The sequence below is a fragment of the Hyphomicrobium sp. 802 genome (genome assembly GCF_000526135.1).
GTDB lineage: Bacteria > Pseudomonadota > Alphaproteobacteria > Rhizobiales > Hyphomicrobiaceae > Hyphomicrobium_B.
In genome coordinates this window covers 1,567,539-1,588,815 of record NZ_JAFM01000001.1, presented here as the reverse complement: position 1 = coordinate 1,588,815, position 21,277 = coordinate 1,567,539, and the positions used below count along the sequence as shown (strand labels likewise).

Genomic DNA, 21,277 nt, shown 5'->3' with positions numbered 1-21,277 from the left:
GCTAAGCCCTCACGTCGATCTGCCGCGATACGATCGCTGCAAATTCATCCGAAAATGCATAGAGACGCTGCGAGATCGCAGCCGAATCCGCCGAGAACTTGTTGTAGAAAATAACGGCAGGAATAGCGGCCATCAGGCCGAGGGCGGTTGCAAAAAGCGCTTCCGCGATACCCGGCGCCACAACCGACAGCGACGTATTCTTGGAAACCGCGATCGACTGGAAGCTCGTCATGATGCCCCAGACCGTGCCGAACAGACCCACGAACGGCGCCGTCGAGCCGACCGTCGCAAGGAAAAGCAGGCGTCGATCGAGCCGTTCCATCTCACGGCTGATCGTAACGTCCATCACCTTCTCGACGCGAAGCTGAATGCCGCCGAGTGCGCGAATGTTGCCTTCGACGGAGCGCTTCCACTCCCGCATGGCCGCCACGAACAGAGCCGCCATCGTGATCGTCCGCCCACGCGACAGATTGGTGTAGAGCTCGTCGAGCGACTGGCCAGACCAGAAAAGCTGCTCGAAACGATCGCTTTCGACGCGCGCTTTGCGGAACGCCAGAAGCTTTTCGAAAATGATCGCCCAAGACCAGATAGAGGCGAGCCCCAGCCCGCCCATGATGAGCTGCACCACGATGCTTGCGTGCAGAAAAAGTTCGAGAAAGGAAAAACCACCCGCTGAGACCGGTGCAACGGCGCTTTGGGCGACATCCGCGGGATTCATTTCACCATCCATGTCGTAGAACTGCGATACCCGTGCGCAATCGCACGAGCCGTGGAATTCCGGTAGCACCGGGACACGCTCAAGGCGAACCCAATGATATGAGACGCGCCGAGCATCGGCCCGTTGAAGAAAGCGTATGACGGCCTAATGACGTCCACCCCGGCAGCAAGCGCCCCCGCCCCATGCGCATTTGGAGCGGAGAGCTTTTGCCGCCCAATATGACCAAACGAGGGCTTACTACAGCCCATGACATCGCCGCATCCGCCCGTTTATCCACGAAAATTGCGGCCGTTGGCCTCAGGCGGAGCCAAGATAAGCCACTCAAGGTGCTCAATCCGTGTCTGACAGCAATCGGCCGACGTCTGCCTATCCCAGATGCAGGCCCTTAGGATGCCGAGCTTTTCGCGCCTTCCGCGTAGGCGGCAAAAGCTTCCCGCACAGCTCCGCTGAGACGCAGCGGTTTCCCCGAAATCGCAACGAGCACCACGATGACGTCCGCGGACACGAGACGCACGCCGTCGCGGCTGATCGTCTGCTCAAGCGTGACGCTTGCCCCACCCAGCTCTTTCACGCGGGTCTCGACCTCCAGGAGATCGTCCATCCGTCCAGGGCGCGCGTAGTCGAACGTCATCCGCCTCACGACGAACGCCGCCGGCTCGCCACTGTCGGAGCCGTCGATTAAGCGGCGCGCGTCGGTGCCAAGCAACCGCAGAAAATCCGTGCGTCCACGTTCGGCATAGCGCACGAACGATGCGTGATAGACGACGCCGCCTGCGTCAGTGTCCTCGAAATAAACCCGGACCGGTAGAATGTGCCGCTGGCCGTTCGCATCATTGATGATGCGGCCCGCGATATCCGGCCATTGCTCGACGCTCAAACTTCGCCTCCGTTTGCCCCGCCGAGGTCTGCGACCACGATTTCCGGCGGAGATCCGATCCGGATCGGCAGCGACGAGCAACCGAGGCCGCCCGAAACGATGAGATGCCGCCCATCCTCAACGATATGCCCGTAGACATAGCGCGACCCATAGATCGACGGAACGACCGGAGCATATCCTAAAATGCGCACCTGACCGCCATGCGTGTGGCCGGCAAATGTCAGCGACACGCGCTTTGAAACGTCTGGAAAGATATCGGGTTCATGCACCATCAGAATGACCGGCGCATCGTCCTTGATTGCGCGCATGGTCGCCGGAAGATCATCGACGCCCGCATAGCTCAATCCGCTATCCCGGCTCGGCACCACCTCGTCGCTTTCAACTTTGGGCGGTTTGAAAGCCCACTGATCGCCGAGCCCCGCAATCCAGAACGGATGCCCGTCTTTCTCCAGCCGAATGGCAGTGTTTTCGTAAACCGGAATACCGACGGCTTTCAGCGCCAGTCCCGCCGGCGTCGGACCTGCGCGGCGTTTTTGAACCTCTGCCGACTGCCACCAATCGTGATTGCCGAGAATCGCATGCACGCCATAAGGCGCCTTCAACTTCGCCAGCTCAGAAGCCCACGCTTCGTTGCTGACCGCGCCTGAGTAGCTGCCGAGTTGCAAGCCGACGACAAAATCGCCGAGCATCAGGATGGCGTCCGGATTAAGCGCATTTGTCTGCGCCACGATGCGTTCGAGCCGCTCGGTCGACATCCACGGATCGCAGACATGCAGATCGGCCAGAACCGCCAGACGCAACGTCAGTCCCGGCGTCCAGTTCGGCGGCGTAAATGCGTAGGTCGTGACATGCTCGCGGAAGGCTTCGGCGACGGCATAACCACTGAGCGCCGTCGAGCCGACGCCTGCGACGCCCGTCATCTTCAGCAGATCGCGGCGGCTAATCACTGCAAATCCCTCTTAAGTCTTCAGATTTGAAAGCCGAGCACCGACATTCGACGGCAAATGCTGTTCAAACCATGAACTTTTTTAAGTTTTGGTTGAGGAGCGGCGTTACGCCTCGCCTTCGCCGTCCTCGAAGATCGGAAGCTCCGGCGAAGCCCCTTTCGCCGGGCTGTTTACGCCCAGATGCCTGTAGCTTTTGAGGGTCAGAACCCGTCCGCGCGGCGTACGCCCGATGAAGCCCTGCTGTAAAAGATACGGCTCGACGATCTCTTCGAGCGCGTCACGGGGTTCCGACAGCGCCGCCGCCAGCGTCTCGATGCCGACTGGGCCGCCTTCGTAATGTTTGAGGATGCAGCCCAGATAGCGATGATCGAGCGCATCGAGTCCCTCGCCATCGACTTCCAACATCGTCAACGCCCGGTCGGCGACCTCGGCGTTGATGACGACGGCACCCTCGACGGCCGCAAAATCCCGGACGCGGCGAAGCAGCCGCCCTGCGATGCGCGGCGTCCCACGCGAACGTTTGGCGATCTCGCGTGCTCCGTCCGGCGACATCGCAGCTCCGAGCACGCGTGCCCCGCGCCCGACCACCTGCTCAAGCTCGGCAACCGTATAGAAGTTGAGCCGCACCGGAATGCCGAACCGGTCGCGCAGCGGATTGGTCAGCAGTCCCGCGCGCGTTGTCGCGCCGACCAGCGTGAATTTCGGCAGATCGATGCGAACCGACCGCGCCGCGGGCCCCTCGCCGATCATCAGATCGAGTTGGAAATCCTCCATCGCTGGATAGAGAATTTCTTCGACCGCCGGATTGAGCCGATGAATTTCGTCGATGAAGAGCACATCGCGCTCTTCGAGGTTCGTCAGGAGCGCCGCGAGATCGCCAGCCTTGGAAATCACCGGCCCTGAGGTCGCTCGAAACCCGACGCCGAGTTCCTTCGACAGAATCTGCGCCAGCGTCGTCTTGCCGAGCCCCGGAGGCCCGGCGAACAGCACATGGTCGAGCGCATCCCCGCGCCCGCGCGCCGCTGAGATGAAAACCCTCAAATTTGCGCGCGCCTGCTCCTGCCCGACAAAATCGTCGAGCGACTGCGGGCGGATCGTCGCCTCGAAGGCATCCGCGTCCTTACGCGCGCTGCTGACAAGCCTGTCGGTCATGGTTTGTTCGTGAGGCTATTCGCCAGCGCCGTCAAGTCGGCGCGCCAGGGGCCGTTGGAAACGCGGTGCAAAGCCCGACTTCACGCCTCTTCGCGCAGAATGCCGCCCGCGATCAGCAGCGCCCGCATGCCGATGGCCAGCAAACCCGCCAGAAATGCCAGAAACGGCATCGCCGGTCCGGCGTGAAACGGAAAAATGATCACGCCCGCCATGAACCCCAACACACCGGCCACGGCCGCATACAACCACGGGTACGTGCCGTTTTGCAGGACGAACGGCGTCAATCCCAGCGCCGCGACGGTCGCCGGCAATGCGCTCCAGACGAACGCATCCACTGCGACTTCGCCAATCGCTTCGCCACCGTGCGGCGGCAGTAGAAAATTCGTCGCCGGAGCAAGGAATTGCAGTCCGACAAAGATCAATCCGGCAAAGAATGGCGCCGCCAGCGACGTAATCAAAACCATCCAGAGCGTGCGCATGGTGTTGCTGATCTTGTTCTTCTCCATGCGCGAGACTGCTTTCCGGTTGCGGCGAAAATTATGACGGACGGCCTAGCGCGCCAACTCTTTGAGGCTGCGCTTGATAAGGGCAGCAGTGTCGGCAGCATCTCCCAATTCCTGCGACGCGACCGCAACGGCAGCATTGGCCTGCGCCGGGTTGTAGCCGAGATTCGTCAGCGCCGAGAGCGCTTCGGCGAACGCCAGGCTCGATGGCGGCATGCTGGGCCCAGGAGCAGCCATACCCGCACCACCCGCCGGAATGTTATGCCCGCCGAGCGAAAGCGCCGGCGCCTTGTCCTTCAATTCGAGAACGATGCGTTGCGCGAGTTTCTTGCCGACGCCCGGTGCTTCTTCCACCGCCGCCCAGTTGCCGAACGCCACGGCGTTGGCGAGATCCTGCGGCGCCATCACGCCAAGCACGCTCAAAGCAACCTTGGCGCCGACGCCTTGGATCGTCTGCAGGGTACGAAACCAGCTCCGCTCGAACTCGCTCTGAAATCCGAACAGCCGGATCGCATCCTCGCGCACGTGCGTATCGATCGTCAGCGCCACGTCGTCGCCGACCTTCAGATTGCGCAGCGTCTTCGTCGAGGCCTGCACTTCGTAGCCGACGCCGTTGACATCGATCACGAGGTGGCTTTCGCCGATCGCATCGACCTTGCCCTTGAGCTTCCCGATCATATGAACTTGCCGATCATGTTCCCGCGACCTTGGCCGCAAACGCCGCCGCCCGCTGGCGACTGACGCGATGATGCGCATGCGTGATAGCGATCGCCAACGCGTCCGCCTCGTCCGCACATCCAAACGTCGCCTTCGGCAGCAGGAACGAGATCATCGCCTGGATCTGATGTTTTTCTGCGTGACCTGCGCCGGTCACCGATTTCTTGATGAGGTTCGGCGTGTATTCCGCGACGCGCAGCCCGAGGCGTGCGGGCGCCAACAGCACCGCTCCGCGCGCCTGACCGAGCTTCAGCGTCGAGCGCGGGTTCTCGTTGACGAACGTCTCTTCGACGGCGGCCTCAGACGGACTGAAGCTCTGAATAACGCTCGTCACCTCGTCGAACAACGCCGAAAGCCGATAGGCAAGATCGTCGTCCTTGGGCGGCGTAATCACGCCGGACGCCACATAGACGAGCCGGACGCCATCGCTGTCGATGACCCCCCACCCGGTCCGGCGCAACCCCGGATCGAAGCCGATAATGCGAATCGTTCGTTCCCTCATGCTCTTCGCATAGCACGAACCGCATAGGGCGCCGAAGGCGTCATCGGTGGCGGCGGCAACGGCGGGGGCTTGGTAGCGTCCGCAACCTTGCCCGTCAGGATCGCATCGAGCGCTTCCGCCACGTCAGGCTCGGTCCAGTAACCGGTATGGCCACCCAGGCCCATGACGTGGTTGTCGACGCGCAGTCCCGGCGGCGGTTGGATGCGACCGCCGATGTAATCGTCCACCCGGAAGAGATTGATCCAGCACTTGAGCTTCGACGCGATGCCAATCGGCACCTGCTTCGCAGCCGCGTATTCGTGGAAATATTTCTGATAGATGCTGCCGAGCGGCGATCCGAACGTCAGCAGCGCCGGGGCGGCATCGCCGAGGCGCGTATAGTTCGGCCCGTTATCGCGCAGATAATCATAGACGATCACTGACCCTTGGCTGTGCGCCAGAAAGATCACGCCGTCATAGCCCTGGTTCTGCACGAAGTGTTCGAGCACCAGGTTGAGGCGCGACTGTATCCGCTCGCGCCGGAGCCGACGGTTGCGAATGCGAAACACCGACGGGATGAAGTACGCGGCCGTCTCCTGCCGCGGCTGATAGTGATGGTCGATCAGATCGCGCGCGAAGTTTGCGACGTTGGCGACGCGCCGTCCGAAGAAGAACGGCAGCACCAAAGCGACCACCGCCGCCACCGGCAGGATATAGCCCCTCAGCGTCACGAACATCTGGTTCTTGTCGAGATAGGGCTGCACGAAAACCAGCGCGAAGACGACGAGAAACGCGAAAATCAAAAGCCCGACCAGCGCCGGATTGAACAACAGCCGTGGCATGTTTCGCGCTGTCTGTTCGAGATCTGAACGCCCGCGCCGCGCCTTGAATTGCCGGATTTCGATCAGCAGGATCGAGGCCAATATCATCAGCAGCACGGTGACGGCGGTTGCCGCATAAATGAACTTGAAGCGACCGATCCAGTCGAGCTCGATGTTCGGCACCTGCACAAGCTTTGCAAGCGGACTGTCGGGTTGAATCTCATGCGCGGCGATGGCCTTCTGGACAATGGGCCGCGCTTCCCGCAGCGTCGTGATCGTCTCAGCCCGGTTCAACACCGGATAGATCACGCTGACGACCACTGTCGTCCACAGCATGAACTGCATGATGAGGATGGCGATGCTCGTCGACAGCGTCCCGAGCCGCGAACGGTCGCGCGTGATCCGGGCGCGGACCCAGGCGAACCCGAGCAGCACCGCCGCGAACACCATCATCCCGCCCCAGAAGCGCCAGCCCCAGATGATGATCTTGTAAAGGCCGTCGATATAGCAGGCCGCGTTCGTCGGTCCGCCGACGCAGTCAGCAACACCGCGGGCCAACAGCCGCTGCGGACCGATCTCGAGTTCGGGAATGTATTGTAGAAGCACGAGCAGCGCGTTGTAGTACGTCAGCGCGAACACCGCGAGCGACGTCACCACCAGCCAGAACACGGTGTCGTACCAGGAGTAATCCTGCTGCCGGCTGATCCGGTAGAAAACATAGAGCGACGCAATAAAAATTGCGCCCGTCATGACGAGCACCTGCGAGCGGACGTCCATCATTTCGGTCGTCACCGACACGGGCTCGAACAGGAACAGCGCACAGATCGCCGAGGTCACGATCGTGAGTGCCGCGCTCGGCCCGCGGATCAGCCAGCCCGCGATCCAGAGCAGCTTGCGCAGGATCCACGACGTGACATCCCGCGTCCGGTCGAGCATGGCATCGACGAGGTGATGGGATTCGAAGATGACGCGAAAGAGTTGCAGCAGCGTATTCACGCGCCCGGGCTGGCCTTCGGTCAGGTCCGCCCAGTGCAGCTCGACGGCTTCGATCTCGATGCCGCTGTTATGCGCGGCGCCGCGGCGGATCACCGGAAACACGGGCGGCGGATTGCCGACCTCGGGCTCGGTCATGCGATTGTATTCGTTGGCAGGCGAAACGCTGTATCCGGGCCGCGTCGTGGCCAGGGTATCGAGAACGGCATTGACGCAATAGCCGGGCTCGGTCTCGCCCACACCGTGGACAACGACCAGTCCGACACGAACCCGGCTTCTGCCCCCCGATGGTCCGCCCGCCGCCATGCCTACTCCCGTACACCGTGTACGCCCTAATCATAGTGCGTTTTGACAACAAAGCACGCTTCCCCGGCTTTGCTGCCGCACCAAACTCGTAAGAACGCAAGATTTCGACTTTAGTGTTGCGGAATGAATAAATAACTTGGCGGTCCGCCGCCACCATAGAGGTTCAGGACGTAATGAACGTCACCTTCGCTCATCCGCTCTGGATTGTGGCAGGTCTGTTGCTGATCCTTGGCGGATTCTGGCTATTTCGCTGGGCCAAACGGAATGATACGCGCGCCGCGATCGCCGCCGCCACGACAGAAGCCGCAATTAACAAACTTCGCAAAAAGCCGGGTGCTCCCGGTCCAGGCCAGCCGAAAGCCTCGGCTGGAGGTAGCGCCCGCACCCGCTTCCGCAACTCGATGGCTCAGTTTTTCGGGATCGTCGGCATCCTGATGGTCATCGCCGGACTGGTCGCGATGACATTTGGCGTGTTCTATACTGCCGGATAGCTCTCAGTTCTCGAAGCGCCTCGGCCGAGGCGCTCGGGCCTATAGCCTCAGGCCGCCGTCAGCTTCTTCAACACTTCGTCGGAGATTTCGAAATTGGCGTAGACGTTCTGTACGTCGTCGTCGTCTTCGAGCGCGCCAAGCATCTTCATGATGGTCTGCGCATTGTCTTCATCGACCGACGTTGACAGGTTCGGCTTCCACACAGCTTTGACGCTCTGGGCTTCGCCGAGCTTTTTCTCAAGCTCGCCCGCGACCGTCCCGAGGGATTCGAACGCCGTCGTGATCAGATGGCCATTCTCGTCCGACTGCACATCGTCGGCGCCCGCCTCGATCGCAGCTTCCAGCACAGCGTCCGCAGATCCGGCACCCGGCTTGTAGGTGATCTCGCCGATATGATTGAACATATGGCTGACTGCACCCGTCGCGCCGAGATTGCCGTTGTATTTCGTGAACACGCTGCGGACGACGCCGCCCGTGCGATTGCGGTTGTCGGTCAAAGCTTCGACGATCACCGCCACGCCGCCCGGCGCGTAACCTTCGTAGCGAACTGCTTCGTAGTTCGCGAGGTCGCCGCCTGCCGCCTTCTTGATGGCGCGCTCGATGTTGTCCTTCGGCATGTTTTCGGCGCGGGCTTCCTGGATCGCCAGCCGCAGCCTGGGGTTCATGTCCGGATCGGGTGTGCCCGACTTCGCGGCCACCGTGATCTCGCGTGCGAGCTTCGCGAAGAGCTTCGAACGCATCGCGTCCTGCTTGCCCTTGCGGTGCATGATGTTCTTGAATTGCGAATGGCCGGCCATGCTCGTGCTCGTTGCGTTTTTGGAGTTGTGCAGAAGCCCCGTCTTTTGCGCAACGGCCGCGCGCGGGTCAAGGGCGACCCTTCAAAGCCTCGTTCAGGCGACCGTTTCCGTCCAGAAAGCAGGCGTTGACGGCTCGAGATGCGGACCAAGCCGCAGCGGGGCGGCATGAACGGCCAAGCCGGTGGTGTCGTCCGTATCGACCGCGAACCCTGAAATCGAGCCCGGCCCGACGGCCGGCTCGTAACGCCCCCGCGGGATCCGCGTCAGAAAGCGATTGATCGGCTCCTCGGGATCCATGCCGAGCACTGAGTTGTAGTCGCCACACATTCCTGCATCTGAAAGATACGCCGTTCCGCTCGGCAGAATGCGGCCGTCCGCGGTGGGCGTATGAGTATGTGTTCCGACCACGAGACTGACGCGCCCATCGAGGAAATAGCCCATCGCCTGCTTCTCGCTCGTCGCCTCGGCGTGGAAGTCGATGATAACGGCGTCGGCTTCGCGCTTTAGTGCACAAGCCGCCAATTCATTATCGACGGCGCGAAAGGGGCAGTCGTTTTCAGGCATGAACACGCGCCCCATAGCGTTGACGACGAGCACATCTGCACCCCCCTTTGACTGCAGCAGGGTGGCGCCCCTTCCCGGCGTACCTTTGGGATAGTTGATTGGCCGGATCAGCCGGTCATGTCGCTCGATGAAGACGAGCGTATCCTTCTGATCGAACGCATGGTTGCCGAGCGTCACGCAATCGGCGCCGGCGTCGATCAGATCGTTGAAAATCGCTTCCGTAATACCGAAACCGCCGGCCGAATTCTCACCGTTGATGACGACAAAATCCAGGCCGAACCGCCGGATGAGCCCGGGTAATGCATCGCATACGACCGTGCGGCCCGCACGGCCGACGATATCTCCAAGAAACAGAAGACGCATGAAAGGGTCCGACCAGAATTTATTGGCATTTTTGGGGACCCGAAGGCGTCAGGACCCAGTCGAGTTTTTCGTCATAGCTTTCGGCAGGCACCGCGTCGACCTTTTGTTCGTCATAGGCGATCCCAACGGCGATGATCGGCTTTATTTTTCGCAACCGGTTGAGCGTACGGTCGTAAAAACCGCCACCATAACCCAGGCGGTACCCTCGCGCATCGAACGCCAGCAGCGGCACCAGCACGACGTCCGGATCGACCTCCGGCTTATCGTCGGTCGGCTCGGCGATCCCCCAGGCTGCAGGGGCCATCACGTCTCCAGGCGACCACAACCGCATAATAAGCGGCTTGCCCCGCCCCTGCATCACCGGCAGCGCCAGCTTGCAGCCTTCGGCCTGAAGCCACGTCATCAGCGGCGCCGGGTTGATTTCATCGCGGATTGCCGCGAACCCCGACACCGTCGCTTCGGGCTTTATGCCAAGGAAATCCAGACCTTGGGCGGCAACCAGCCGGCTCGCCTCCGGTCCGTGGCGCTCGAAGGCTTCCTTGCGACGCAGAAGCGCTTCGGCGCGCAGCTCTTTCTTTGCGTCCGCCATCATTTCGCTGTCTAACGCAAGTTGGTCCTGAAAGAAATAATGCCGCGAAGGCCGTTGAGACGATGATCCCGCGTGGTCCCTACGAGCGTAGGTGGGCACCATGTATCCGGAGCCACGGCTCCGGTCAGGGACAGCGCCCGTGCGGATCTTATAGGCCCCCGGGTCATATTGTCCCTGACGAGCCCCGCAGCATCTGCTGATGTATGTGAACGGCTAAGAAAAATCCAGTGGTCGCGTCGGCATATGCACGAGCCCGATGGGCTTTCGCCGCCTTAGCCCTTGGCGCGCCGCTTCTCGGGCTCGGCGTCTTCGTCCGCCTCAAGGCTGCGGATCGCGGCCGAGCGCAGGTCAGCTGAGTTGCCCCCCAGCAGATCGTCGACATCGGCCCGAGTGTCGAACAGCTCGTCCGTAATCATCAGCGCCGCCATGAGGATCAGACGCTCGTCGCCGACCGCCCCATGCTCACGGACCAGTTCGTCCAGTTTTGAGTTGAAGTACGAGACGATGTCCCTCAGGCGCCGCTCGTCGTGTTCCTCGCAGTGGAACCGATAGGTGCGTTGATTGAAGGTGAACGGGACTTCGGCCATCCTGCCCGGCAACGCAGCCGGTCTCCCCCTTGAACGACGCTCACGATGACTCGCTTTCGCGCAGACTATGAAGCGAATCGAGAACCCAATCAATGCGATTGAGGGCGTCGGCGGTCCGCTGCTCAAGCTCCGCGATCCGCTGCTGGGCGGTCGCCAGCTCGGCTCGCAGGCGCGCATTCTCGGACCGCAAATTGAGGTCGCCCGACGGCTTGCGGGCAGACTTCAGGTCTTCCGCGCGCTTGATCTTAACGGTGTTGCGTTCAGTCATGGCCTCTCATCGCCCTCGCGGGCGACACGATTGACGCATCGATCACCTTAGCTTGGGCGTTAGGTTACGTGGCTAAGGTAAATGTCGTCAATAAACGAGACCGTGTTTGCCCCCTTATGACTGAAAAGAATCCTAGGAGCGTAACCCAAAGCACCGGGCTTGCCTGATTGACAGGCGGCCACCAAGTGACGTTAAAGACCCGCAAAACCTTGAGACTGATCGCGACGAGCCCGCAATTCGTCCGTATCCGTTACAATTTCTCACACCCGGAGGATCTCCAAGAATGGCTGTGAAGGTCGCGATCAACGGTTTCGGCCGCATTGGTCGCAACGTGCTGCGCGCAATCATCGAGAGCGGTCGGACGGACATTGAAGTCGTCGCCATCAACGATCTCGGCCCTGTCGAAACCAACGCCCATCTGCTGCGCTATGACAGCGTGCATGGCCGCTTCCCCAAGGAAGTGAAGGTCGATGGCGATACGATCGACGCCGGTACCGGTCCGATCAAGGTGACGGCCATCAAGAACCCCGCCGAGCTACCGCATAAGGCCATGGGCGTCGATGTCGCGCTCGAATGTACCGGCATCTTCACCTCGAAGGACAAGGCCAAGGCGCATCTCGAAGCCGGCGCCAAGCGCGTGCTCGTCTCGGCCCCCGCCGATAACGCCGATCTGACTGTCGTCTACGGCGTCAACGACGACAAGCTCACGAAGGAGCACGTCGTCGTCTCGAACGCCTCGTGCACCACCAACTGCCTCGCGCCGGTCGTCCACGTGCTCAACGATGCCGTCGGTATCGCACACGGCTTCATGACGACGATCCACTCCTACACGGGCGACCAGCCGACGCTCGACACCCTGCACAAGGATCTCTACCGCGCCCGTGCAGCAGCGCTGAACATCATCCCGACGACGACCGGCGCCGCGAAGGCCGTCGGCCTCGTGATCCCGGAACTCGCCGGCAAGCTCGACGGCGCGTCGATGCGCGTGCCGACGCCCAACGTCTCGCTGATCGACTTCAAGTTTGTCGCCAAGCGGAACACGACGGCAGAAGAAGTGAACAACGCCATCGTTGAAGCCACAAAATCGAACCGCCTCGGTGGCATTCTGACGGTGACGAAGGACAAGCTCGTATCGATGGACCTGAACCACGATCCGTCGTCTTCGACCGTCGCCCTCGATCAAACCAAGGTGATTGACGGCAACTTCGTTCGCGTCGTTTCCTGGTATGACAACGAATGGGGCTTCTCGAACCGCATGGCCGATACCGCAGTCGCAATGGCCAAGCTGATTTGAACGGGATTTTAGGACGGGCGCCAGTGAACGGCGCCCGTTATTGTGCGTTTCACTGTTTAAACGGCCTACGGAGGCAAGTATGAGCGAAAAACTTGAAGACATCGCCCGCGCTCTCGTTGCGCCCGGCAAAGGCATTCTGGCCGCTGACGAAAGCACGAGCACGATCAAGAAGCGGTTCGACTCGATCAAGCTGACATCGACCGAAGACAGCCGCCGCGACTACCGCGAGATGCTGTTCCGCGCCACCGAAGGCATGAAGAATTACGTCTCCGGCGTCATCCTTTACGATGAGACCATCCGTCAGAAGGCCAAGGACGGTACGCCGCTCGTCGACATCATGAAGGCCGCAGGCTCGCTTCCCGGCATCAAAGTCGACATGGGTGCAAAACCGCTCGCAGGTCCGACGTCGAAGGTCGAAACCATCACCGAAGGCCTCGACGGCCTGCGCGAACGCTTCGCCGAATATTACAAGCTCGGCGCCCGGTTTGCGAAGTGGCGCGCGGTCATCACCATCGCCGACGGCATGCCGACCTGGAACTGCATCAAGGCAAATTCGCACGCGCTGGCCCGCTACGCGGCCCTTGCCCAGGAAGCCAACATCGTCCCGATCGTCGAACCCGAAGTCCTGATGGACGGCGAGCATGCCGGCCACGACATTGATGAATGCTATCGCGTCACGGAGTGGACGCTGCGCACCGTCTTCCGCGAACTCTATGATGCCCGCGTCAATCTCGAAGGCATCGTGCTCAAGCCGAACATGATCATTTCCGGCCAGAAGTGCTCAAAGCAGGCGAGCGCCGCCGAAGTCGCCGAAAAGACGGTCAAGTGTTTGAAGGCGACGGTTCCCGCCGCTGTCCCTGGCATTGCCTTCCTCTCGGGTGGTCAGTCGGACGAAGCCGCAACCGAGCATCTCTCGCTGATGAACGCGTCCGGTCCGCTGCCCTGGCCGCTGACCTTCTCTTATGGCCGCGCGTTGCAGGCCGCTGCGATCCAGGCCTGGGGCGGCAAGCCCGAGAACGTCGCTGCCGGCCAGCGCGCCTTCACGCACCGCGCCAAGATGAACAGCCTAGCTGCTCTCGGCAAATGGGACCAGAAGCTCGAAAAAGCGGCCTGATAAAAGCCGTATCGAAATCCCGGGCACGGCCTGAAAACAGAAAGGGCGGATCGAAAGATCCGCCCTTTTTTGATGTCTATACCGGCTGCGCTCAGTTCAAGAAGATGTTGGAAAGCGCATCCTGGATGGGATTGCTGTTCTTCTTGCTCCGGCGGTTCGGCCGCTGATCGTCTCCCGGATCGTACGCGCTGGCGCCCGGCTCCGAAGCTTCCGTCGGATCGATCGCTTCCTGCGCAACGAAGCGGACGGGACGTCCCCGGATTGCAGACATCACCCGGCTGTCGATGCCGTAGACGTCGGGGAAGTTTTCCATCTGACCATCGTCGCCCACACGAGCGGTGAAATAGACGAGGTAAACGGGCACCTCTTTCGACAGCGTGATGCTGGCACCGCTATTCCAAAGCTCTCCGACCTTCTCAGGCGAATAACCTTTGTCTTCGCCCAGAATGACCTCCGCAGTTTTACGAGGATCCTGAACACGCATGCAGCCGTGGCTCAACGCCCGGGCATTCGCGCTGAAGAGGCTCTTCTCCGGCGTATCGTGCATGTAGACGTCATGCTTGTTCGGGAAACGGAACTTCACCATGCCGAGCGGATTGTCCGGACCCGGCGGCTGGATAAAGCTGTATTGCCGAACGTCCGCCGTTTTCCAATTCACCGAATTGGGATCGACCCTCTGGCCGTTGTAATAGACCTGCAGCTTGTAGGCTTCGATCACATCTGCGCCGCTGTAACCGCCGCCGCCACCGAACAACTGATCGAAGAATCCGAAGCCCGAATTGCCGGACGCCTGCCGGAGGCGCGGCATAAGCTCCTTGGCTTTGATGCCGTCCGGCATGCCCCAGCTCGGGCGGAAGATCACATACTGCATTTTAGAAGACAGCAGCGGCGTCGGCCACGACGGCTGTCCGACAACGATCCTCTGCTTCAGCTCGATGCGATCGTCTTTCCAGATCTCGCTGGTAAACTCGGGAATGTTGTTCATGACGTAGAACTTCCCGAGATTGGCCGGCAGCCACCGCCAACGCTCCATGTTGACGACGATGCGATCGACGTTCTCCGACGGGCTGGCGCGACGCTTGGGCTGCCCCTCGCTGTTGAGCGCGGTGCGCACGCGATTGGTCACCACGCCATTGGCCTTGAGACCGTTCGCCTGCTGGAAGGCGCGAACCGCATCGGCAAGCTGATCGTCGTACACGCGATCATTTGAGGGATTGTCGGCAGGAACTTTCAAGCGCTGCCGCAGCAGCGAAACCTGATCGTCCTTGACGCCCCGCTTCAGCGTTTTGCCCTTCGTCGGTAGTTTGATGAGTAGCGCCGGGTCGACAGGCTCATCCGCGACATCAGTCGCCCCGCCACGTGCCTTCAACAGCGCTTGACGTAGACGTTCGAAACCGATGTGTTTCGGATTGAGGCCGCGCAGATAAGCGCCGGGATCTGACGCACTCGCCAGCTCTCGCATGACGGCCTTCGGCTCTTTGACCGGCGGCTTCATATCGAGAATGTTGCTGAGCGACACTGGATCGAGACGGCCGCCGCGCGCATACCGCGCATATTTCAGCGCCGATAGCGTCAACTGAGCCTCCGCCGCTCCTTCCGAAGCGGACCCACTCCCGAGCGCCGGAATAGCGAAGGCCGATGAATCGAGACCCCAATCATCAGCGCCTTTCAACGTCGAGATGATCTCTTTCGCTTTGCGCGTGAACTCACCGCCATGAACCCACAGCGGCTCGGTATGGCCACTATAGTAATCGCGCGCGGCGGTCACATCGTCATTGGCGCTGTTGCTGGCGAACGACTTATCCGAAAGCTTCCCGCGTGCCGCGAGAACGACCGGATTGACCGGCGGCGGTGCTGGCGGCGTGGCAACCGGCGTCGTCTCAGCGGGCTTGGGCTGCTGCGCTGTATCGCTCGCGGGAGAAGCCGCAGGAGGTGTCGCGGTAGCAGCGTCTGGCTTGCTGTCGGTTGATGGCGCAGGCGTTGCAGCCGGCGTGTCTGCAGCAGGTTTATCCGCGGCAGACTTGTCGTCCGCCGATGGCGTTACGATAGCCGTATCCGTCGTTGCAGGGGCCGGCGCAGCGTCGGGTTTGACGTCGGCCGGTTTTGCATCAGCCGGCTTGGCATCGCCTGTCGCGGGCGCCGGTTGCGACTGAGGCGTCTCACCGGCAGCCGGAGTCACCGTCGCCGTTACCGACGGATCGGCATCATGTACGCTGCTCTTCGGCGAAACCGCAGGCTCGGCCGGAAGATTGCTCTTGGGCGGGTCAGCCGATTTCGGAATGGCAGCCGTTGTCGTCGGCGCCGCCGGCGTGACAACCGGAGCATCCGCTGCCGACGTCGGTTTCGGCGGAAAATACGTCGTCGTGCCGCTTGAGGAATCCTGCGTGGTCGTCTCTGCCGCCATGACTGGCGCACATCCGATCCAGCAAACCCCCAATAAACTGACGCCGACTAGGCGAAGCGTGACTTGTTTGATCATTCCCCGTTTGGCTCCGATGGGCGAGAGACGCAGCATGCCGATCTTGCCGACACTACGTGAGCCCTCAAGTTGGCGGAAAAACGCCTAAACTCAGAGATGGGTGACCATGACCCGTTCCCGTAGACTGGTAAACTGCGTTAAGGCGGTAATCCGGCGAAAAAACCGCGCTGTGGCCCTTAAAACTCGATTCGTCTTGAGTATAGCCCTGTTTGCTGCAACCCAGTGGACGAAACCCGGTCAATCGACGGCCTTCTTGTTTCCGCCGCATTCAGCACGGAATTGAACGTTCAAAAACTGGAGTCTTTGGCGCGTGTCTACCCCAGCCAGCCTTTATCTGGATTTTCAGATCGACGACACGCCCGCCGCACAGGCGAAAAGCGTGCTTTCGGCGGCGATTGAGGCCGCGCCGATTGCAAGCGTGCTGCTGCGTCCCGGCCAAGGCGCGAAAATCGCTTCCGAAACGACGCGGCCGCTCATTGCCTTGGCGCAAGCACAAGGCATCGCCGTGCTGATCGCGTCGGAGACCGGCGAAACCAAGATGCTCGGCGCCGATGGCGTTCATCTGCTCTGGTCACAGGATATCATCCGTTCATTCAAAACAGCGCGCCAGTCCGCGCCTGATGCCATCGTCGGCGCCGACGCTGGGCGCAGCCGCCACGACGCGATGGAACTTGGCGAAAGCGGCGCCGATTACGTCGCCTTCGGCATTCCTCCTCATGTCGAAGACCGGGAAAAGGCAGCGCAACGCCAACGCGATCTCATCGCCTGGTGGAGTGAGCTGTTCGAAGTCCCCTGCGTTGCCTTCGATGTTCCCGATAGCGATGCCGCGCATGCATTGGCTATCTTGGGCGCCGACTTCGTCTCTGTCCGCGTGACAAGCAGCGAAACGGAAAAAGACGCTGCCGCCCGCGTTCGCGCGTTTTCGGAAGCCTTACGAATCCCCGAGACTGCAACATGAGATTATCCCGGTCTGGATCATTAATCGGAACGGCCCTCTGCTTGGCACTCACTCTCAGCGCCGCTCCCGCAGCGGCCGAAAGCAGCTCGTGGTTTTCGCGCGACGAGACGGTTGTCCCCAAGCTCACCCCGACGCCCAAGAAGTCGGAAGCCGAGCCGCCCCCCACGTCCGGACCGGCGAGCATGAAAACGCGCATTCCCTCGCTGGTTCCCCCGACCGGCGACGATGCCGCCTACACCGCCTTCGACCAAGGCCAGTACCTGACGGCGCTGAAGCTCGCGCAGGAAGCCGCAGCCAAGGGCGAACCACAAGCCAATACTCTCATCGGCCGCATCTACCAGGACGGCCTTGGCGTCGAAAAAGACCAGCGCAAAGCCAACGAATACTTCAAGCGAGCGTCCGACATGGGCGACATCCAGGGCACCTTCGCGCTCGGGATGGCCTACGCCCAGGGCAAGGGCGTCAAGAAAGACTACACACAGGCCGGCGAACTGTTCGAGAAGGCCGCCCTCTCCGGCAGCGCCGACGCCAACTACAATCTCGGCCTGCTGTTCCTCAACGGCACGGGCAAGCCGCAGAACCCGATCCGCGCCTACCAGCACATTCGCTACGCCGCCGAAAAAGGCGTTCCACAGGCCGAATACGACCTCGCAGAGCTTTATCAGACGGGCACCGGCGTCGATGCCAATGCGCTGGAAGCGGCACGCTGGCTCTCCCGCGCTTCCGAGCAAGGCCTCGCAGTCGCGCAATACGATTATGCTGTGCGGCTCCTCCAGGGCTTCGGCCTCACGAAGGACGAGGTGAAGATCCCCGCTCTGCTCAAGGCGGCCTCAGAAAAGGGCATCGTCGGCGCGCAGAACCGATTGGCCTACGTTTACCTTGACGGCATCAAGGTGAAGAAAGACCCGATCGAAGCCGCGAAATGGCGCCTGATCGCGCAGAAGAACGGCTTCGTCGACAAGGAATTCGACGCCATTCTGGCGAAAATGTCGAAGGCCGATCGCCTCAAAGCAGCGGTCGAGGCTTCCGCCTGGATGGACCGTATCGCGGTCGATCCGGAAATGTCGGCAGTGCCTTAAGGCTTTGCGCCGCCTTGCCATGACTGTGAAGAGCCGGTAGAGCGCGCGTCTTCGAAGTTTTTCTCGCGCCGATTCCGGATCTCACGACATGAGCAACGTATCACCGACCCTGAACGTCATGATTTCCGCGGCGCGCAAAGGCGGACGCAGCCTCATTCGCGACTTCGGCGAGGTCGAACACCTGCAGGTCTCGATCAAAGGCCCTGCCAATTTTGTCTCCGCCGCCGACCACAAAGCCGAAGACATCATCTTCAAGGAACTGTCGAAGGCCCGCGTCGGCTACGGCTTCCTGATGGAAGAGCGCGGCGAAATCATTGGCGCCGACAAGACCCACCGCTGGATCGTCGATCCGCTCGACGGCACCACCAATTTCCTGCATTCGAATCCGATGTTCGCCGTTTCCATCGGCCTTGAACGCGAAGGCCAGCTTGTCGCGGGCGTCATTTACAATCCGGCGAGCGACGAGCTTTTCACCGCCGAAAAGGGCAAAGGCGCGTACCTGAATGACCGCCGCCTCCGCGTCGCCGCCCGCAAATCGCCCGCGGATGCGCTCGTAACGACCGGCATTCCCCATCGCGGCCGCACCGGTCACCCGCGTTTCCTGAAAGAGATGGAAATGTTGATGGGCGAAGTCGCAGGCATCCGCCGCACCGGTTCCGCCGCCCTCGATCTCGCCTTCGTTGCTGCCGGCCGCTTCGACGCCTACTGGGAGCATAATCTGCAACCGTGGGATGTCGCGGCCGGTATCGTCATCGTCCGCGAGGCCGGTGGCTTCGTCAGCGACCTGAAGGGCGGCGACAAGATGCTGGACTCGGGCGACGTCCTGGCTGCCAACCTTCACCTTCACAAAGCTTTCGGCTCTGTGCTGTTTACAAAGGGATGACACACGCCGGACGCCCCGGGCTAGCCCGGACTCCGGCATGATGTTGCCGGTTTTCGATGACACAGCGTTGCGCTAAGGTCTCGCAATGGGACAGCGGGGACGTTCCGGAGACGACGAATGGCCAAGATCCGCCCGGGCGATGCCTCGGCACTCGCACCGGTATCGCGGCGTTTGACACCGCCCGGTGTCTTTTTGCTGCGCATGACGATTTTCCTGACTTTGGTCGGCTTTCTTGCCGCCATTCTCTTCGATCAGTTGCAGCATTCGTTTTTGAACAACCCAGGCCTGAACGGCCTGATCCTCGGTACGCTCTTTCTCGGCATCATCTACGCCTACCGCCAAGTCTTCCGGCTCTATCCGGAAATCCGCTGGGTGAACGCCTTCCGCATTTCCGATCCCGGCCTGTCGATCAGCGCGCGTCCTGTTTTGCTCGCCCCGATGGCGACGATGCTGCGCGACCGCACCGGCACCATCTCGCTGTCGACGGCCGCAATGCGGTCGTTCATGGATTCGATCGGCTCGCGCCTCGATGAAGCCCGCGACACCGGCCGCTATCTCGTCGGGCTGCTCGTGTTCCTCGGCCTGCTCGGCACCTTTTGGGGTCTGCTCGAAACCATTCAGTCGGTTGGCCACGCCATCGACACCCTCGACAGCAAGGCGACCGACAACGTCCAGCTCTTCAGCGACTTAAAGGCAAGCCTCGCCGCGCCGCTGAGGGGCATGGGAACGGCCTTCTCGTCATCGCTTCTGGGCCTGTCTGGATCTCTCATTCTCGGCTTTCTCGAATTGCAGGCAAACCACGCGCACAACCGCTTCTATAACGAGCTGGAAGAATGGCTCTCGGGCATCACCGAGCTGACGCCTGCCGGCGGCGTGTCGTCGAGCGACTACGTCAACCGCCAGCTTCTGTCCGCCGTCGTCGACATGCAGCGCTCGCTCGAAGACTTCACCAATCGCTTGACCGACCAGCCGGCCCCCACGACCGCCAAGGCGGCCGGTCAAGCTCAAGAGGACGTTCGCGACCTCGCGCGCGGCGTCAATCAGCTCGTGACGCAGATGCGCACCGAACAAAAGGTCGTCCGCGAATGGGTCGATGAGCAGGCGCAGCAGCAGCAAGAGGTCGCCAGCATGCTGCGCAGCCTCGCCGATGCGATGAAGCGCGGGGGCTAACCAATGGCGCGCGGACGCTCCCGCCGCGGTGGCGAATACGGCGAGTTCTGGCCCGCCTACGTCGACGTGCTCTCGACGCTGCTCCTCGTCGTGACGCTTCTGATGTCGATCTTCATGATCGCGCAGTATTTCTCCGCCCAGGAAGTCACCGGCAAAGATTCCGCCCTTCAGCGCCTCACCGCCCAGATCAGTGAATTGACGTCGATGCTGTCGCTGGAAAAAGGCAAATCGCAATCGGCGCAGGATGAACTCGCGGCTTTGCAAGCCACGCTCTCCACACTCAAAGCCGAGAACGAAAAACTGACGGGCGCTGGCCTTGGCGCCGACGAGCGCGCCAAATCGGCCGAAGGTCAGATTGCCGGATTAACGGCGGCGCTGGACAAGCAGAAGAACCTTTCGAACGAAGCGTTGTCGAAAGTCGATCTTCTCAATCAACAGCTCGTTGCGCTTCGCCGCCAGATCGCAGCCTTGAACGACGCACTCGAAGCCTCGGAGAAAAAAGGCGCCGAAAGCGACAAGACCATCAAGGATCTCGGAGCCCGTTTGAACACGGCCCTTGCCCAGCAGGTGCAGGAGTTGAAGCGTTATCGATCCGACTTTTTCGGCCGCTTACGCACGCTGCTGAAAGATCGCAAAGACATCCGCGTTGTCGGCGACCGCTTCGTCTTCGAATCTGAAGTGCTGTTCCCGTCGGGCTCCGCAACGCTGACGCCGGAAGGCATGGCGGCGATGGACCAGATCGCCGAAGCCATCGTCGAATTGCAGAAAGAAATTCCGCCCGACATTGATTGGGCTCTTCAGATCAACGGCCACACCGACGCGCGCCCGATTTCGAATTCGCAATTCGCTTCGAACTGGGAACTCTCAACGGCCCGCGCCGCATCGGTCGTGAAATACCTCGTCTCGCGCGGCGTCCCCGCCGACCGGCTCGTCGCAGCGGGCTATGCCGAATTCCAGCCGGTCGATCCCGGCCACACGGAAGAAGCCTACCAGAAGAACCGTCGCATCGAGCTGAAGCTGACGAACAGATAAAAGCCTAGCGGCCGCCGCGCCGAACGCTTATCGCTAAGCTCAATGGAAAACAGGAGCGGCCACGTCAATGCGCAGCCGCATGCGTCGGGGCAGT

At 61.3% G+C, this 21,277-nt stretch carries 22 protein-coding genes and 1 other RNA gene; 8 read left to right on the top strand and 15 right to left on the bottom strand.

What is annotated here, in order from left to right:
* Window position 1: 1 nt before the first annotated feature.
* The 8 genes from tolQ to HYP802_RS0107945 all read right to left on the bottom strand — a co-directional run bounded on the left by tolQ (window position 2) and on the right by HYP802_RS0107945 (window position 7,515).
* On the bottom strand, window positions 2-718 hold the full coding sequence (gene tolQ / locus HYP802_RS0107980) for a protein TolQ (protein WP_024275511.1): 717 nt from the start codon (window positions 716-718) through the stop codon (window positions 2-4).
* Between the two features lie 385 nt (window positions 719-1,103).
* On the bottom strand, window positions 1,104-1,595 hold the full coding sequence (locus HYP802_RS0107975) for a YbgC/FadM family acyl-CoA thioesterase (RefSeq protein ID WP_013946648.1): 492 nt from the start codon (window positions 1,593-1,595) through the stop codon (window positions 1,104-1,106).
* A complete protein-coding gene (locus HYP802_RS0107970; protein WP_013946647.1) occupies window positions 1,592-2,542 on the bottom strand; it encodes a metallophosphoesterase in 951 nt (316 codons plus the stop codon). Before HYP802_RS0107970 ends, HYP802_RS0107975 begins: the two co-directional genes overlap by 4 nt.
* Before the next feature lie 105 nt (window positions 2,543-2,647).
* Window positions 2,648-3,694 carry a Holliday junction branch migration DNA helicase RuvB gene (gene ruvB / locus HYP802_RS0107965; RefSeq protein ID WP_013946646.1) on the bottom strand — a complete coding sequence of 349 codons (1,047 nt, stop codon included), beginning with the start codon at window positions 3,692-3,694 and terminating at the stop codon, window positions 2,648-2,650.
* Between the two features lie 80 nt (window positions 3,695-3,774).
* Window positions 3,775-4,200, bottom strand: a complete 426-nt coding sequence (locus HYP802_RS0107960) for a hypothetical protein (RefSeq protein WP_013946645.1) — start codon at window positions 4,198-4,200, stop codon at window positions 3,775-3,777.
* Window positions 4,201-4,245: 45 nt separating this feature from the next.
* Entirely contained in the window at window positions 4,246-4,875 is a 630-nt protein-coding gene (gene ruvA, locus HYP802_RS0107955) for a Holliday junction branch migration protein RuvA (RefSeq protein WP_013946644.1), read from the bottom strand.
* A gap of 13 nt (window positions 4,876-4,888) precedes the next feature.
* A complete protein-coding gene (gene ruvC, locus HYP802_RS0107950) occupies window positions 4,889-5,416 on the bottom strand; it encodes a crossover junction endodeoxyribonuclease RuvC (RefSeq protein ID WP_013946643.1) in 528 nt (175 codons plus the stop codon).
* Complete coding sequence (locus HYP802_RS0107945) at window positions 5,413-7,515, bottom strand: hypothetical protein (protein WP_013946642.1); 2,103 nt, start codon at window positions 7,513-7,515, stop codon at window positions 5,413-5,415. The genes ruvC and HYP802_RS0107945 overlap by 4 nt, the downstream gene beginning before the upstream one ends.
* Before the next feature lie 173 nt (window positions 7,516-7,688).
* Here HYP802_RS0107945 and HYP802_RS0107940 point away from each other — a divergent pair, with 173 nt between their 5' ends.
* Entirely contained in the window at window positions 7,689-8,006 is a 318-nt protein-coding gene (locus HYP802_RS0107940; protein WP_013946641.1) for a hypothetical protein, read from the top strand.
* A 47-nt stretch (window positions 8,007-8,053) separates the two neighbouring features.
* On the opposite strand, the gene HYP802_RS0107935 is transcribed toward HYP802_RS0107940, so the two are convergent.
* From HYP802_RS0107935 to HYP802_RS0107915, 6 genes are all read right to left on the bottom strand, one after another.
* A complete protein-coding gene (locus tag HYP802_RS0107935; RefSeq protein WP_013946640.1) occupies window positions 8,054-8,803 on the bottom strand; it encodes a YebC/PmpR family DNA-binding transcriptional regulator in 750 nt (249 codons plus the stop codon).
* A 93-nt stretch (window positions 8,804-8,896) separates the two neighbouring features.
* Complete coding sequence (locus HYP802_RS0107930) at window positions 8,897-9,730, bottom strand: TIGR00282 family metallophosphoesterase (RefSeq protein ID WP_013946639.1); 834 nt, start codon at window positions 9,728-9,730, stop codon at window positions 8,897-8,899.
* A 19-nt stretch (window positions 9,731-9,749) separates the two neighbouring features.
* Window positions 9,750-10,322: a 5-formyltetrahydrofolate cyclo-ligase gene (locus HYP802_RS0107925; protein ID WP_013946638.1), complete on the bottom strand. Its 573-nt coding sequence runs from the start codon at window positions 10,320-10,322 to the stop codon at window positions 9,750-9,752.
* A 32-nt stretch (window positions 10,323-10,354) separates the two neighbouring features.
* A non-coding RNA gene (gene ssrS / locus HYP802_RS23190) (6S RNA) lies at window positions 10,355-10,515 on the bottom strand.
* A gap of 76 nt (window positions 10,516-10,591) precedes the next feature.
* A complete protein-coding gene (locus HYP802_RS0107920) occupies window positions 10,592-10,906 on the bottom strand; it encodes a cell division protein ZapA (protein WP_024275510.1) in 315 nt (104 codons plus the stop codon).
* 40 nt (window positions 10,907-10,946) lie between these two features.
* On the bottom strand, window positions 10,947-11,174 hold the full coding sequence (locus HYP802_RS0107915; RefSeq protein ID WP_013946636.1) for a hypothetical protein: 228 nt from the start codon (window positions 11,172-11,174) through the stop codon (window positions 10,947-10,949).
* A gap of 283 nt (window positions 11,175-11,457) precedes the next feature.
* Between HYP802_RS0107915 and gap the strand changes: the two genes are divergently transcribed.
* Both gap and HYP802_RS0107905 read left to right on the top strand, forming a co-directional pair.
* The gene (gene gap, locus HYP802_RS0107910; RefSeq protein WP_013946635.1) at window positions 11,458-12,468 is read left to right on the top strand and encodes a type I glyceraldehyde-3-phosphate dehydrogenase; all 1,011 of its coding nucleotides are present in this window, start codon (window positions 11,458-11,460) and stop codon (window positions 12,466-12,468) included.
* A gap of 79 nt (window positions 12,469-12,547) precedes the next feature.
* Window positions 12,548-13,582, top strand: a complete 1,035-nt coding sequence (locus HYP802_RS0107905) for a class I fructose-bisphosphate aldolase (RefSeq protein WP_013946634.1) — start codon at window positions 12,548-12,550, stop codon at window positions 13,580-13,582.
* 91 nt (window positions 13,583-13,673) lie between these two features.
* Here the strand turns inward: HYP802_RS0107905 and HYP802_RS0107900 are convergent, their stop codons facing one another.
* Complete coding sequence (locus HYP802_RS0107900) at window positions 13,674-16,061, bottom strand: L,D-transpeptidase family protein (RefSeq protein WP_024275509.1); 2,388 nt, start codon at window positions 16,059-16,061, stop codon at window positions 13,674-13,676.
* A gap of 310 nt (window positions 16,062-16,371) precedes the next feature.
* Here HYP802_RS0107900 and HYP802_RS0107895 point away from each other — a divergent pair, with 310 nt between their 5' ends.
* From HYP802_RS0107895 to HYP802_RS0107875, 5 genes are all read left to right on the top strand, one after another.
* Window positions 16,372-17,019: a thiamine phosphate synthase gene (locus HYP802_RS0107895; protein WP_013946632.1), complete on the top strand. Its 648-nt coding sequence runs from the start codon at window positions 16,372-16,374 to the stop codon at window positions 17,017-17,019.
* 41 nt (window positions 17,020-17,060) lie between these two features.
* The gene (locus tag HYP802_RS0107890; protein ID WP_244420978.1) at window positions 17,061-18,098 is read left to right on the top strand and encodes an SEL1-like repeat protein; all 1,038 of its coding nucleotides are present in this window, start codon (window positions 17,061-17,063) and stop codon (window positions 18,096-18,098) included.
* A gap of 88 nt (window positions 18,099-18,186) precedes the next feature.
* Entirely contained in the window at window positions 18,187-18,981 is a 795-nt protein-coding gene (locus HYP802_RS0107885) for an inositol monophosphatase family protein (protein WP_013946630.1), read from the top strand.
* A 117-nt stretch (window positions 18,982-19,098) separates the two neighbouring features.
* Window positions 19,099-20,151 (top strand): hypothetical protein, encoded by a 1,053-nt coding sequence (locus tag HYP802_RS0107880; protein WP_013946629.1) that lies wholly within the window; start codon window positions 19,099-19,101, stop codon window positions 20,149-20,151.
* A gap of 3 nt (window positions 20,152-20,154) precedes the next feature.
* On the top strand, window positions 20,155-21,183 hold the full coding sequence (locus HYP802_RS0107875) for a peptidoglycan -binding protein (protein WP_013946628.1): 1,029 nt from the start codon (window positions 20,155-20,157) through the stop codon (window positions 21,181-21,183).
* Window positions 21,184-21,277 lie beyond the last annotated feature (94 nt).

Coding starts and splice junctions, on each gene's coding strand:
- tolQ (WP_024275511.1), bottom strand. CDS start 718: ATGAATCCCGCGGATGTCGCCCAAAGCGCCGTTGCACCGGTCTCAGCG.
- ruvB (WP_013946646.1), bottom strand. CDS start 3,694: ATGACCGACAGGCTTGTCAGCAGCGCGCGTAAGGACGCGGATGCCTTC.
- HYP802_RS0107960 (WP_013946645.1), bottom strand. CDS start 4,200: ATGGAGAAGAACAAGATCAGCAACACCATGCGCACGCTCTGGATGGTT.
- ruvA (WP_013946644.1), bottom strand. CDS start 4,875: ATGATCGGGAAGCTCAAGGGCAAGGTCGATGCGATCGGCGAAAGCCAC.
- ruvC (WP_013946643.1), bottom strand. CDS start 5,416: ATGAGGGAACGAACGATTCGCATTATCGGCTTCGATCCGGGGTTGCGC.
- HYP802_RS0107945 (WP_013946642.1), bottom strand. CDS start 7,515: ATGGCGGCGGGCGGACCATCGGGGGGCAGAAGCCGGGTTCGTGTCGGA.
- HYP802_RS0107940 (WP_013946641.1), top strand. CDS start 7,689: ATGAACGTCACCTTCGCTCATCCGCTCTGGATTGTGGCAGGTCTGTTG.
- HYP802_RS0107935 (WP_013946640.1), bottom strand. CDS start 8,803: ATGGCCGGCCATTCGCAATTCAAGAACATCATGCACCGCAAGGGCAAG.
- HYP802_RS0107930 (WP_013946639.1), bottom strand. CDS start 9,730: ATGCGTCTTCTGTTTCTTGGAGATATCGTCGGCCGTGCGGGCCGCACG.
- HYP802_RS0107925 (WP_013946638.1), bottom strand. CDS start 10,322: ATGATGGCGGACGCAAAGAAAGAGCTGCGCGCCGAAGCGCTTCTGCGT.
- HYP802_RS0107920 (WP_024275510.1), bottom strand. CDS start 10,906: ATGGCCGAAGTCCCGTTCACCTTCAATCAACGCACCTATCGGTTCCAC.
- HYP802_RS0107915 (WP_013946636.1), bottom strand. CDS start 11,174: ATGACTGAACGCAACACCGTTAAGATCAAGCGCGCGGAAGACCTGAAG.
- gap (WP_013946635.1), top strand. CDS start 11,458: ATGGCTGTGAAGGTCGCGATCAACGGTTTCGGCCGCATTGGTCGCAAC.
- HYP802_RS0107905 (WP_013946634.1), top strand. CDS start 12,548: ATGAGCGAAAAACTTGAAGACATCGCCCGCGCTCTCGTTGCGCCCGGC.
- HYP802_RS0107900 (WP_024275509.1), bottom strand. CDS start 16,061: ATGATCAAACAAGTCACGCTTCGCCTAGTCGGCGTCAGTTTATTGGGG.
- HYP802_RS0107885 (WP_013946630.1), top strand. CDS start 18,187: ATGAGCAACGTATCACCGACCCTGAACGTCATGATTTCCGCGGCGCGC.
- HYP802_RS0107880 (WP_013946629.1), top strand. CDS start 19,099: ATGGCCAAGATCCGCCCGGGCGATGCCTCGGCACTCGCACCGGTATCG.
- HYP802_RS0107875 (WP_013946628.1), top strand. CDS start 20,155: ATGGCGCGCGGACGCTCCCGCCGCGGTGGCGAATACGGCGAGTTCTGG.